Source organism: Tateyamaria algicola (assembly GCF_047715485.1).
GTDB lineage: Bacteria > Pseudomonadota > Alphaproteobacteria > Rhodobacterales > Rhodobacteraceae > Tateyamaria.
In genome coordinates, this window is the sequence record NZ_CP180422.1 from 2,818,308 (window position 1) to 2,830,806 (window position 12,499).

Below are 12,499 nucleotides of genomic sequence, written 5' to 3' on the forward strand. Positions count from 1 at the left end.
CGAAACAAGGCAGCCTAGCTCATCCTTCCAGATTTCCTCTTACGCTTTAGGTGCGGCAGACCTCGGATACTTCACTGCGAAGAACTGCGGTTCCAGCCAATCCACGAGGCTTTCCGCTTCCGCAATTGCGTGGTGCAGCTCTCGGCATCCACATGCACGGATGGGCTCATGAAGCTGATATCGCCAAGCTCGCCCTCCACGTACATTGTGCGTTCGGATTCAGATATGAAGAATGGGATCGGATGCTTGGCGCGGTCGCTCGAAGAATGCGTCACCCTCATACTGTGAACACTCTCTGGGTTTTGATCCCGGTTACGGGCCAGAAATACCTGCTCAATCACGGCCAGATCGGCAGGGCGGTCGTTTAGATCAATACTGAGAGCATCGCACAGTTCTGAAAGATAGCCATCGGCAAATCCCTTCCTCCATGCCTTGGCCTTCCCCCTGTTCTCCCACTGCACACCCAGTTCCTTCTCCCAAGTGTCAAAACAAAGAGCTTGAGGGATGCCGAGAGCATGGAGACGCAAGAGTGTCCGACAACCACAATGGCCGTCTCGGCATCGTTCCACTCTGCCAGGAAGGGCGGTTCGGGGTCTTCGGAATAAGGCGGATCGTCGAGAGGCGGGAAATCGCCCTCGATCTGCCGCTTCATCTCGACGAATGGTTTCGCGTTCGCTCGTAGGTGAAGCGGATGAAGCGCGTGCGCTCGCGGAAGAACCAGGCAATGTCCATGGCCGGAACCCTCGCAGAACAAAATTCGTGAAACCTGTCGGAAGCGAATTGCAGAGAAGCCGCTCCTTTTAGATGTACGACATAGCAGTAAAGATCATTTACCTCGGAGCCGGCCTCAGTCCGCTATCCACAGTTTTCAACGATTTAAACTTACAAACGAAGGTCACAAAGGTCCACAGACCGTTAGTTCACCCGTCCGCGAGTTTGGCGCATGCAGCGAATGTCTTCTATGACGGGCTGCAGCGCGGCGAGGAGTGGGCACGATGAATGTCTCTTTTGGGCCGGAGATGCGGCGACTTTGGCACTGTTCGATAGCATTCATGTTGGCTTGGGATTGGGTTAGATCACCCGACCCATGCTAACGTCACTGCTCGGCATGCTGGTGCCACATATCCGTGACGATCTCCCAGCCATCATCTTCGGGTTCAAGTACAAACAGATATGTGCCGGTGGCGTCCATACCCTGACTTTCGACCTGGGCATCAACCGACCCAATCATGACGGCCAAGGTCTCGTCATCCGAGACAAAGAGATGGTCAATCGTGTGCGTTACTTTGCCTTGATTGGCAGTGACGAATTCAAAGAGCGCGCGCGGGCCATCAAGACCTTGGCTCACTGGAGAGTTTTGCGCGATCCAGAGGGTGTCGTCTGCATAAAGATTGACAAGCCCGTCAGCGTCACCTGCGGCCGCTGCTTCATTGAAGGCATCGTTTACCGCAAATAGGCTGCTTGGGCCGACGTTCTCTGCAGATGCGGTTGTAGCTACGATGGCCAGAAAGGAAGCGGATAATAGAGGTTTCATGGGTTCTCTCTTTTCATCTGGATCTAAAGGGTTGGAGTGGCGATGATCAGCTGTTTTCATTGCGGGTCATGATAACCTCGCGGGTGATCTGCCAGCGATCACCTTCAAACACGAAGTCGATGCTCAGAGTTACCAACTGCTTGCGGTTTGTGACGTTATTCTTCCGACTAATAAGGATGTGGCCTCGCGCCGCGTCCGCCTCAACTAGGTGGTAATCGGTGTAAGGTTCAGGATCAGGCAGTTGGCACATCGCATTGCGAACATGTTCCATGAAGCCCGGTTTGTCGTTCTGCTCTAACCTGCCACCATCGGTCAGGAGGTAGGTCCGCATTTCTCGGTGATAGACCTTGTCCAGAACTTCGAATGCGTGTCCCGAGACGCCGCTGATCAGCGTTTCAAGAGCAGCTTTCACTGCAGGTACGTTTGGATGATCGGATGTCATTGTCATTGTCATTGTCATTGTCATTGTCATTGTTTTTCCTTGGAGGAGGAGAGTGTTTGAGAGTTCAGGCGAACGTCCCGTTCGCGCGGAAACCCGCAGGCTGGCCTGCTAGGAAGCTGCGCACAAATTTCAGCCCATTGACCAGGCTAGGAAGTTGTGGCCGCAGAAAAGGCACATTGGAGACATCCGCCATCCAAAGCTCTTTTTTCTCGTTGACAACAAATAGGCCAGGTTCCGCAAACGGGCCGTCCACGCGGATGCCGTGATGGGGGCCGGAGATGTAGAGACCGAGGGACCTCATTTGATCTTCGGTCAATCCGTAACCAATGGGGTAGTCCGGCTTCACCTCGCTGATCTGCTTTATCGCGCGGTCTTCCCTATCAGCGGACACGGCAACTACTTCGACTCCGAGTTCTGTTAGTGGTGCAATGACCTCGTTCAACTCACGCAAGTAACGCGTGCAGATTGGGCAATGTTTGCCACGATAGACAACGACCACCTGCCAATCGAACCCGTCGCTTGCTTGGCCGAGCACAAGAGTACCGCCGCCCAAACGGCCAACTTCGATGGCGGGGAAGGGCCCGCCAATCGCGGGTTTGTTGGGATGCATCTTCGGCTCCTTGACTTATCTAACGAACGATACATAAATAAAGAGTTGAGGCAGTCAAGGACTTTTATTGTGAACGATACAAAAAAATTAGGGCGCCCACGCACGTTCGACGAAGATGAGGCGCTGATGGCTGCAATGAACGCCTTCTGGACGAAGGGTTATGCCGCCACTTCTATGAAGGATCTTACATCCGCCATGGGGATCAGCGGGCCAAGTATCTATTCTGCCTTCGGCGACAAACGGGAGCTCTATCTCAAGACCATTGATCGCTACGCCGATGTAGATGGTTGTGCTCCGATCGTCGCCTTTGAAGGGGCCGAGACGGTGGAGCGTGCAGTTCGTGGGTTTCTCGAGGCTGTTGTTTCACATTCTACACGACACAATGGCGCGCCGCTCGGTTGCTTCCTTGCCTCCTGTGTCGCGACCACAGTCGGTGAAGTGGATGGCGTGCAGGAACGAATGGAGAAAGCCATCCAGGACACAGACGCCAGGCTTGCCGCTAGATTCGAGAGCGAGAAGGCTGAAGGAAATCTTCCCAAAGATTTCCCGTCCCTTGCGCGTGCCAGGCTTCTTCACGATATGCGCCAAGGCCACGTTCATCGCAGTAGAGCCGGTTGGTCACCAGATGCGCTGTTGGAAGATCTGGATGATCGCGTGCGTATGGTACTGATGCGCTAGCTTTGAACATGATGAAAAGTTGGGAATGAATCTCGGCTTTGGGGGCCGAAGAAGCATCTTCGTTGCGACATTTAACCGTCATTGGATTAGCAATTTGAGCGAATGTCCGCAAAGCGGGTTTCGGCCGTAGCATCGACTTGCCACTCTCAAGGTCGGCTTTGGGGCCGTCCGTGTCCTGAACCGCGCGCCAGCTATTTGAACATGCTGCGACCGATCTAATGGCCGTGAAGAGCCCATCCTGTACCTTAGATTATCTCGCTGCGTGCGCTCGCAGCGCCAGGATTACCGCGTGAGCATAAATCTTGGTGCCGCCCTGCAGCGGAAGTTAGGAACGCGCGTCTTGGAGAGTGGAAAGACTGTTTCGATGCAGGTTATGGATTTGTAGTTGCGCGGTGTTCCAGAATGGACGGGACACGCAAGCCATGCATGCGTAGATCATGACGGGTCATGCATTCACCTTCATCATTGCGTCTGCAACGCATGCGTCCTTCGACAAGTTGCGACTCCACCTGCGGGTCACTGCGCGAACGTCCGGAGTGGATGAGCCTCAGCAAAGCCAATGTCGACTTTGTCCGTGCCAGCTGACTTTTGTATAAGCTGCAGCGCTCGGTAGATTTCGGGTCGGAGCCGTTTTTCGGTCTGGGTCAGACTTGCGTGACGTGAAACACCTGTTTCCTCAGGTTTTCGAATTCAGTTGAGTCAAAGATCACTGACGTTCCACACCCATCGTCGAACGTCAGATGACTTTGACCTTTGCGCCATAAACTGACCCAATTCCCATCAAAGAAGATCGCGCGGGGTTCTACCCGCAAAGAAAGCGTCGAGATTGTCGAGCGCGCGAAAACCCATGGCGTCGCGGGTTTCGCGTGTTGCGCTGCCGATATGGGGCAGCATGAAGATGTTCTCGTGGGCTGCGAAGGCAGGATTTCCGCTGGGTTCCACCTGAAAACAATCCAGGCCGGCGGCTGCAATGTGGCCGCTTGTGATCGCGTTCAACAACGCCTCTTCATCGACCAAGGCGCCCCGAGCGGTGTTCACCACAACAGCGCCGGCGGGCAACAGGGCAAAACGATCAGCGTTCATGAGATTGGCTGTTTCTGGTGTGGCCGGGCAATGAAGGGACAGGAAATCGGCGACCTTCAGCAGGCTTTCCACACTTTGATGGTAGGTCGCGCCCTCAGCCTGAGCGTCGGGCAACTCCGTCCGGTTGAAGTAGTGAACATCCATGCCAAACCCGCGCGCCTTGGCGGCAAAGGCGCGCCCGACACGGCCCATCCCGATAATGCCCAGGCGCGCGCCGGTCACCTGTTTGCCAACCATAAAGGCAGGTGACCAGCTGTCCCATGCGCCTGTGCGCACGATCCGGTCCCCCGCAACCGCATGCCGTGCGGCCCCCAGCATGAGCAGCATGGCAAGCTCGGCTGTGGCATCCGACAGCACGTCGGGTGTGTTGGTTACGGCGATCCCGCGTCCTTTGAGGGCAGGGAGGTCGCAATGGTCCACCCCAACGGAGTGGTTTGCCACGATCTTCAACCGGTCAGAAAACTGCGCGACCGCCTCGGCGGTGAAATGTTCGGAATGGCAGGGGATGATGGCGTCGAATTCGGCACTTGCCGCGATCAACTCTGCCGCACTGCCCGGCGTATCCTCGTGATTGACTGCAACGTCATAATCACGCGCGGCGCGTTCAAGGGTTGCATCGGACAGGCGGCGGGTAATCCAGAGGCGTGGTTTGGTCATTTCTTACGGACGCATTCATCCCAGAAATCATAGATCGCCATGCCACAGACCACGATGGCGATGATCATGAACGGCAACCCTCCCATGAAGCCGGCAAAGCCGCTTGAGATGCTTTGCGACAGCCCCCCGATGAAGACACACAGCAAAGCTGTGCCAATCAGGCCGACGATCAGTTTCACGGTATACGACATCGGATGTCCTTTTCCTTAATCTGAGGCTTCCGCCAACTGTGTCTGTAGCCAACGCGCCGTGCGCAGCAAACGGTCGTCCTTTTCGGCGGGCCCGATCAGCTGTACGCCGATGGGCAGGCCGGTTTCGCCCACCAGCAGGGGGAGTGTAACACAAGGCAGTCCTGCAAGCGTCCATAGCGTACAAAATATCGGATCGCCGGTGCCCGGGCCAAATGCCGGGGCCTCCCCGGCTGCCGACGGGGCGATGATCGCGTCGAATTCCACGAAAAAATCGGCAAAGAAGCTTTCGGCAGAGGCTTTGACCGCCAGCGCGTCCTCGTATTCGGTTTTGCTGATCTTGCGGGCGCGGGTGATGACCGGCTTCAGCGTTTCGCTGATCTGGTCCCAGTGAGCGTCAAACACCTCTGCCTGATGTTGGGCGATCTCGTATTCATGGATGCGCGCCTGCACCGCGACCAGATTTGACAGCGTGTCGGCAGGCTCCATTCGGGTGATATGTTCCCCGAGAATATCAAGCACCGCATCGAGGCCTTCGCGTGCGGCGTCGCTCAGCCGGTCATTGAAGGGCAGATCAAACCAGGCAAGATCCGGCGTGACGGGAACCTCTGCTGCCGCGCCTGCCGACATGTCAGGGCGTGGGCGGGCAAAGCTTGCCGGATCGCGCTGGTCATAGCTGCCGATCACATCGGTCAGCAGGGCCACATCCGCAAGGGTGCGGCCAAAGCAGCCGACCTGGTCGAGTGAGACGGAGGTTTGCAGCACGCCCTCGCGGGAGATCACCCCACGGGTGGGTTTGAACCCGAACGTACCGCAAAAGGATGCGGGACGGATCACGGACCCATTGGTCTGCGTGCCGATCGCCAGCGGCACATGGCAGGCTGCGACCGCCGCCGCTGATCCGCTGGATGACCCGCCAGGGCTGTGATTGGGGTTGTGTGGATTGCGCGTTTCGTTTGCATGCACAAAGGCCAGTTCGGTCGTGACCGTCTTGCCCATGATGACCGCACCCGCTTCGCGCAAATGCTCTACCAAGCGCGCGACCGTCTCCGTCTGGCGGCCCTTGAAGATCGGCGTGCCCCGTTCGGTCGGCATCTTGGCCGTGTCGATGATGTCTTTGAGCCCCACCGGAATGCCATGCAGGCGCCCCAACGCCATCCCGGCCTTTCGGATACGGTCACATTCAGCGGCCTGCGCCAATGCCGCCTCCGGGTCCAAAAATGCCCAGGCTTTGATCGCACCATCGGTGTCCCTGATCCGCTCCAAACAGGATTGCACCAATTGCACCGACGTCAGCCGCCCGGCGACAAATGCCGCCTGAGCCTCTGCCACGCTGAGGGAATAGGCGTCCTTGATCACGGGATGTAGGGCCCGAAGAGATAGTCAGGGAACCACAACGCGATGCCGGGGAACTGATACATCAACACCATCGTCAGGATCACGATCCCCAGATACGGCATGATACCGCGGAAGATTTCCATCAGTTCGATCTGCTTTTTCAGCACCCCTTTGAGGTAGTAGGCCGACATGGCCATGGGGGGTGTCAGGAAAGAAGTCTGAAGGTTCAGCGCCACCAGCATGGCGAAGAAGTAGGGGTTCACACCGAACACTTCCAACAGCGGCAGGAAAATCGGCACGAAGATGATCAGGATCTCGGACCATTCTAGGGGCCAGCCCAGCAGGAAGATGATGATCTGGGCCAGCACCAGAAACTCCCACGGCTCCAGGTCCATGCCGCCAACCCAATCCGCGATGATGTCATGTCCGCCGAGATAAGAGAAAACCGAGGCAAACGTCCATGAGCCGACAAAAAGCCAGCAGACCATGGCCGTGGCCTTGGCCGTCAGGAACACGCTTTCCTTCAGCTTGGTCCACGTCATCGACCGGTAGAGCACCGCCAGCACCATGCCACCCAGCGCGCCCATGGCCGCAGCCTCAGCCGGGGTGGCCAGACCGCCCAGGATGGAGCCGAGGACAAGCGCAATCAGCACGGTCAAAGGTACAAAGCTGACCAGCAGGTCCAAATAGATCTCGCGCGGCGGCGGGACTTTTTCCATTGTGGGTTTGGGGGCCAGCGACGGCGTCCACCAGACCCGAATGATCACGTACACGATGTAGAGACCCGCCAGCAGAAGGCCGGGGAACAAAGCCGCCGCATACAGACGCAGGGGCGACAGATCGCCGATCGCCGCGTAGACGATCAGCATGATCGACGGTGGGATCAGAATGCCCAGCGTGCCGCCTGCGCAGATCACGCCCGAGGCAAAGCTCTTGTTGTAGTTGGCGTTGGCCATGGCGGGAAAGGCCAGCAGGCCCATCAGTGTTACTACCGCGCCCACGATACCCGACGCTGTTGAGAATACTGCACAGGTCAGCAGCGCCGCGATGGCAAGGCTGCCCGGCAAATTGCGCGCGGCCATGTAGAGCGAGAAGAACAGCTTGTCGACGATATTGGCGCGTTCGACCACGTAGCCCATGAACAGGAACAACGGGATCGCGACCAGCGTCGGGTTTTCCATCACCGAATAGGTGTTCTGGTTCAGCAAGTAGAAGATATTGTTGTTGAATATGTCGCTGAAGCTCTCGATTGAGCCACCCTGGTGATACGCGTAGTAACCAAACGCGACGCCCATCGCGAGCAGCGTAAAGGCAATCGGGAAACCAAGCAAAACCAGGACGATAAACAGCCCAAGCATCATCAGGGCGACTTCGGGATTTGTCATCTTCGTATCTTTCTAGAAGCGCTGAAGGGCTTATTTCCGACCCGGCGTGACCGCGCGGATCGCATCAAGGTCTGCGTCGGTAAGCAGGTCTTCGGTCTCTTTCACATCCGCAAGCCGTTCGGGCCAGATGCCCCTACGCATGGCAATCACGCAGCGCACCAGTTCGGCAACGCCCTGGATGGCCAGCAAGCCACCCGCCAGCGGGATCAGCGATTTGAAAAAGTAGATTTGGATCGAGGCCGGGCTGTTAAAGCTGACCTCCTTGTAGCGCCAACTGTCCGAAGCGATCTCGTACCCGAACCAGACCAGTGCGATGATGCCGGGAAAGAAGAACAGGAAGTAGAGCAAGAAATCGAGACCCGCCTGCACGCGCACTGGGAACAGACGATAGACCACGTCGGCACGCACATGTGTGTCCTGGGCCAGCGCATAGGCGCCGCACATCAGGAACAACGCCCCATACATCTGGATCATCATGTCGAAGGCCCAGACGGTCGGTGCATTCAGCACGTAGCGCACGAACACCTCATAGGACACGGATAGTGTCAGGATCAGGATGCACCACCCAAAGGCGCGCCCGGTCCAAAGACTCAGTCCCTCGATTGCGTGAACAAATCGCATTTGGCTGTCGCCCCCTTTGGTCGCCCGGCGTTTTCGCACACCTTTAGGCGTCAAATATCCGGGCACCCGTGGGCACCCGGACATGCTTTCATTTCTGAACTATCAACCGAAGTAGTGGTTGTAGGCCAGCTTGTAGTCAGGCTGGTTGAGGTTGAGGTAGTTCATCACGTCCTTGGCATACGCCTTTTGCGACTCCATCACCTTGGCAAAGAACGGATCGTCCTCGGCAATGCGGGCCGTGACCTTGTCCCATGCTTCGAGCTGGGCTGCCATCACGCTGTCCGGTGTGCGGTACACGTTGACGCCATCGGATTCCTGCAGCTTGAGCAGGTCATCGGAATACCGCTTGGTGTTCCCCCAGTAGAAGCCTGAGTTTTCAGCCATTGACGCGTTCTTGATGATCGCCTTGTGCTCATCGGACAGGGCGTTGAACTTGTCCTTGTTGATGGTGACCTCAAAGAACTCCTGCGACTGGTGGTAGGACGCCAGGTGGTAGTGCTTGGATACATCCTGCATGCCGAAGTCGCGGTCAGATGTCGGGTTGTTGAACTCGGCTGCGTCGATCAGGCCGGATTTCATCGCGGGCTGAATTTCGCCACCGGGCAACTGAACCACGGACATGCCCATTTCCAGCAGAACGTCAGCCGCCAGACCAACGGTCCGGTACTTGAGGCCCTGCATCTGGCTGGCGTCCGTGATCTGTTCCTGGAACCAGCCCAGAGGTTGCGCGGGCATCGGAGAGTTGAAGAAGGACACAACGTTCAGGCGCAGGCTGTCCATCAGCTCGTCAAACAGCTCCTGACCGCCACCCGCGTGGACCCAGCCCAACACTTCCTGCGAAGACCAGCCAAAGCAGGGGCCGGTGCCGAACAGCGAGGCGGCCTTGGACTTGCCGTACCAGTAGGCCGGCACGTAGTGCGCCGCATCCAGAACACCGCGGTGCACCGCGTCCTGCATCTGGCTGGTTTTGACAACGGCATCGACGGACAGGACTTCGATGGTAAGCGAACCGCCGGACATCTCGTTGACGCGGGCCGCGAAAGACTGGGCGTTTTCCAAGAAGATACCGCCGCCCCAGGCCGCCTGCATCTTGAGTGTTGTGCCGTGACCATCCGCGAGCGCGGGGGTGGCCAATGCAGCGGCACCAGCAACAGCTGAGCCTCGCAGGAACTTCCTGCGGTTAATGGATTCTTTCATAGTTCCTCCCATGGAATCTGATGCGGTTACCACTCTGAGATGCGGTCCGCATGTCATTTATCGACGCTCGACCCTGCGCGATTGCCTGGCCTTCCGTTCAGAATAACCTGTGGCTGACGTGCAGAAATCAAGCCCCCCAGTATTCTTGTATGGAAGTCGTTTGTTAAACAAGCTGTTCGTTTGCGGCTCCTTCTGACGCGCGGCGGCATAGGGATGTTTGTCTAGCCGGAGACGTTTGACCAATTTTTGAACGCTGTTTTTTCAGCGGTTTGTGTTGATAAGTTAACTAACTGTTTTCAGATGATTATTGCTGCATGGGCAGGATGCCCGTGGACGCCGCAGGTACATCGTTCCTTGGCAAAACGTGCTTTTTGAACCGGGACAAGAGGTTGTCCGCTTCTTCGAGCACTCGGATCATGTATACAATCTGCGGTTTGAACGCATGCTATCAACTCTAGACCAGCACGAATCATCTACCCCTGTATACAACTCGGCCAAAGGCGGTCCGAACCGTAGTGGCCAGGCACCAACTGGAAAGGCCCATGAGCACAAGAAACCTCAGTCAGCTGGACCGCGCACAATTGGGCCTGCGCTCATTGATACTGGGCGGCGGTTTTGTCGAAGGGCAGCGCCTGTCCGAAGTTGCCGTGGCCAAGCAGCTTGGCACGTCACGCACACCCTTACGCCAGGCAATGGACAGGCTGGTCGCCGAAGGCTTGCTCGAACGAATAGAGACGGGCGGCTGCCGGGTGGCAGTTATCGGTAAGGACGACATCGCGGACGCCATCGAATTGCGCGGCGTGATCGAGGGGACTGCCGCGCGTCTTGCTGCCGAACGGGGTGTGGATCAGCGCATGCTGAAACAGGCAAGTGAGGCACTGGACCTGATTGACCGAGCGCTGGATGCCGCTTCTGGCCTGGACTTCGATCTTTACGTCAAGCAGAACGCAGAATTCCATGCGCTTCTGGCGAAGTTTCCGAACAGCTCACTAATCCAGCGCGAGGCTGAACGGCTCAAGATGTTACCGTTGGCATCCCCGTCAGCGTTTCTGAGTGAACAGGCGATGATCCCTGATTTCGAGGACTCTCTGAGATTTGCACAGCGCCAACATCGCGCGATCATGGATGCAATCATCAACAAGGAAGGGGCCCGTGCAGAGGCATTGGCCCGTGAACATGCGCGTCTTGCCCTGACCAATTTTGAATATCTCAGCGAAAACCGCGCCCAGCTTGCCAGCAGCATTCCGAGGTTTGCCTTGGGTGTTGCGAAACCCACCTGAGCGATAATGCGGATATCACGCGCGAGATCGGCAAAAAGTCTGCCCTAAAGTCGCAGGATCACAAGGCGCTAAAGCAGTTTCTGGTAAAGGCGAACGTCCCGTCGCTCCGCGCGCATGAATTCCCATCAATACGCTTCGCCACGAATAATCGCGCGTGACCCAAGTCGGCATCGGAACATCGCGGACAGTCGCATGACGATTACTGAAGGCAGGTTCGGCGCGAATGCTGACCGGTAATACGGCAGTTACCGATCAACGACAGAGGCTTGGTAAGTGTCAAGTGACGCAATCAACGGCGGACCGACCGGTGCATCATTCCTGGCACAGAACTCGGCCCAAACGGCGCCGTAAGGAAGGTCTTTCAGCTCTTCGGTCAAAACCAGCCGGGCCGTGAAATCCAGCCTGTCTTCTGCCGATTTCAAGCGGTTCCATGGCTTTAGCAGGGCCTGTAGCAACGCCTTTTGCATGTTGCGGGTTCCGATCACCCAAGCGGCGGTGCGGCTGATCGTGGCATCGAAGAAGTCCAGCCCGATATGGGTGCGGCCCAGAAGGTCGGCGCTGACCAGTTCATGGGCCATTGTTTGAATGTCGTCGTTGAGCAGGATCACGTGATCACTGTCCCATCTCATCGGGCGTGACACATGCAGCAGGAGTTCCGGCAACGAAAGCGATACGGCTGACAGCTTGTCGGCGATGTTCTCGGTGGGGTGGAAATGTCCCATGTCTAGGCACAGGAGCGTGCCCTTGCGGATCGCATAACCCAGATAGAATTCGTGGCTGCCAACGGTGCAGGCCTCGACACCGATGCCGAAGAGTTTGGATTCGACCGCGTCCAGCATGTGATCCTTTGCCTCGGACAGCATCGTATCCAGGGACGCTTCCAGCCGGGCACGGGCCGCCATGCGGTCAACGGGGATATCCTTGTACCCATCGGGCACCCAGATATTGTTGATGGCGGGCGCGCCCAGTTCCTCACCTATCTTGGCGGCGATGTCGCGCGTGCGGATCCCGTGTTCGATCCAGAAATCGCGGATGCCTTTGTCCGGATGAGACAGCGTAAGGTTATCATCGGCCTTGGCATGCGCGAAAAAGGTCGGGTTGAAATCCAATCCGATGCCTTGATCCTTCGCCCAATCGACCCAGGGCGCGAAATGGCGATACTCAATTTCGTCTCGGTCAGGTGCCTCGTCTGTGTCCATGTACATGGCATGCAGGTTGAGCCGGTGTGCCCCGGGAATCTGCGCGTATGCGAATTCCAAATCCGCGCGGAGTTCTTCGGGATTGCGTGCGCGTCCGGGGTGGTTTCCTGTCGCCTGTATGCCACCGCCCGAGGTGCCGGTTTGGTTCTCGAACCCGACAACGTCGTCGCCTTGCCAGCAATGGACTGAAATCGGAATGTCCTTCAGTCGGTCAATTGCGGCTTCGGTATCAACACCCCACGCTGCAAACTGTGCCTTGGCACTTTCATAACCCATACTTCGCCCCC

The 12,499-nt window shown here is 57.2% G+C and carries 14 protein-coding genes; 3 read left to right on the top strand and 11 right to left on the bottom strand.

Going from position 1 to position 12,499, the window contains the following annotated elements; genetic code table 11:
* Window positions 1-71: 71 nt before the first annotated feature.
* Window positions 72-461 carry a hypothetical protein gene (locus ACMHLQ_RS16420; protein ID WP_415401770.1) on the bottom strand — a complete coding sequence of 130 codons (390 nt, stop codon included), beginning with the start codon at window positions 459-461 and terminating at the stop codon, window positions 72-74.
* Window positions 462-529: 68 nt separating this feature from the next.
* On the opposite strand from ACMHLQ_RS16420, the gene ACMHLQ_RS16425 reads away from it, so the two are divergent.
* Complete coding sequence (locus tag ACMHLQ_RS16425) at window positions 530-682, top strand: hypothetical protein (protein ID WP_415401771.1); 153 nt, start codon at window positions 530-532, stop codon at window positions 680-682.
* A 414-nt stretch (window positions 683-1,096) separates the two neighbouring features.
* Here ACMHLQ_RS16425 and ACMHLQ_RS16430 read toward each other — a convergent pair whose 3' ends face one another.
* Genes ACMHLQ_RS16430 through ACMHLQ_RS16440 form a run of 3 tightly spaced genes read right to left on the bottom strand, consistent with a single transcriptional unit; the run spans window position 1,097 to window position 2,586 of the window.
* Window positions 1,097-1,594 (bottom strand): YybH family protein, encoded by a 498-nt coding sequence (locus tag ACMHLQ_RS16430; RefSeq protein ID WP_415401772.1) that lies wholly within the window; start codon window positions 1,592-1,594, stop codon window positions 1,097-1,099.
* Window positions 1,581-1,982, bottom strand: a complete 402-nt coding sequence (locus tag ACMHLQ_RS16435; protein ID WP_415401773.1) for a hypothetical protein — start codon at window positions 1,980-1,982, stop codon at window positions 1,581-1,583. The genes ACMHLQ_RS16430 and ACMHLQ_RS16435 overlap by 14 nt, the downstream gene beginning before the upstream one ends.
* A 58-nt stretch (window positions 1,983-2,040) precedes the next feature.
* Window positions 2,041-2,586, bottom strand: a complete 546-nt coding sequence (locus tag ACMHLQ_RS16440) for a redoxin domain-containing protein (RefSeq protein WP_415401774.1) — start codon at window positions 2,584-2,586, stop codon at window positions 2,041-2,043.
* A gap of 69 nt (window positions 2,587-2,655) precedes the next feature.
* Here ACMHLQ_RS16440 and ACMHLQ_RS16445 point away from each other — a divergent pair, with 69 nt between their 5' ends.
* Window positions 2,656-3,264: a TetR/AcrR family transcriptional regulator gene (locus ACMHLQ_RS16445; RefSeq protein WP_415401775.1), complete on the top strand. Its 609-nt coding sequence runs from the start codon at window positions 2,656-2,658 to the stop codon at window positions 3,262-3,264.
* A 780-nt stretch (window positions 3,265-4,044) separates the two neighbouring features.
* Here ACMHLQ_RS16445 and ACMHLQ_RS16450 read toward each other — a convergent pair.
* From ACMHLQ_RS16450 to ACMHLQ_RS16475, 6 genes are all read right to left on the bottom strand, one after another.
* Window positions 4,045-5,004, bottom strand: a complete 960-nt coding sequence (locus ACMHLQ_RS16450; RefSeq protein ID WP_415401776.1) for a 2-hydroxyacid dehydrogenase — start codon at window positions 5,002-5,004, stop codon at window positions 4,045-4,047.
* Entirely contained in the window at window positions 5,001-5,195 is a 195-nt protein-coding gene (locus tag ACMHLQ_RS16455) for a hypothetical protein (protein ID WP_415401777.1), read from the bottom strand. Before ACMHLQ_RS16455 ends, ACMHLQ_RS16450 begins: the two co-directional genes overlap by 4 nt.
* A 15-nt stretch (window positions 5,196-5,210) precedes the next feature.
* Window positions 5,211-6,551 carry an amidase gene (locus tag ACMHLQ_RS16460; RefSeq protein WP_415401778.1) on the bottom strand — a complete coding sequence of 447 codons (1,341 nt, stop codon included), beginning with the start codon at window positions 6,549-6,551 and terminating at the stop codon, window positions 5,211-5,213.
* Complete coding sequence (locus ACMHLQ_RS16465) at window positions 6,548-7,915, bottom strand: TRAP transporter large permease (RefSeq protein ID WP_415401779.1); 1,368 nt, start codon at window positions 7,913-7,915, stop codon at window positions 6,548-6,550. The genes ACMHLQ_RS16460 and ACMHLQ_RS16465 overlap by 4 nt, the downstream gene beginning before the upstream one ends.
* Before the next feature lie 30 nt (window positions 7,916-7,945).
* Window positions 7,946-8,536, bottom strand: coding sequence for a TRAP transporter small permease subunit (locus ACMHLQ_RS16470; RefSeq protein WP_415401780.1), 591 nt, complete (start codon window positions 8,534-8,536; stop codon window positions 7,946-7,948).
* A 102-nt stretch (window positions 8,537-8,638) separates the two neighbouring features.
* Window positions 8,639-9,733, bottom strand: coding sequence for a TRAP transporter substrate-binding protein (locus tag ACMHLQ_RS16475; RefSeq protein ID WP_415401781.1), 1,095 nt, complete (start codon window positions 9,731-9,733; stop codon window positions 8,639-8,641).
* 542 nt (window positions 9,734-10,275) lie between these two features.
* Between ACMHLQ_RS16475 and ACMHLQ_RS16480 the strand changes: the two genes are divergently transcribed.
* A complete protein-coding gene (locus ACMHLQ_RS16480; protein WP_415401782.1) occupies window positions 10,276-11,013 on the top strand; it encodes a GntR family transcriptional regulator in 738 nt (245 codons plus the stop codon).
* 245 nt (window positions 11,014-11,258) lie between these two features.
* Here ACMHLQ_RS16480 and ACMHLQ_RS16485 read toward each other — a convergent pair whose 3' ends face one another.
* The gene (locus tag ACMHLQ_RS16485) at window positions 11,259-12,488 is read right to left on the bottom strand and encodes an L-rhamnose isomerase (RefSeq protein ID WP_415401783.1); all 1,230 of its coding nucleotides are present in this window, start codon (window positions 12,486-12,488) and stop codon (window positions 11,259-11,261) included.
* Between the last annotated feature and the right edge of the window lie 11 nt (window positions 12,489-12,499).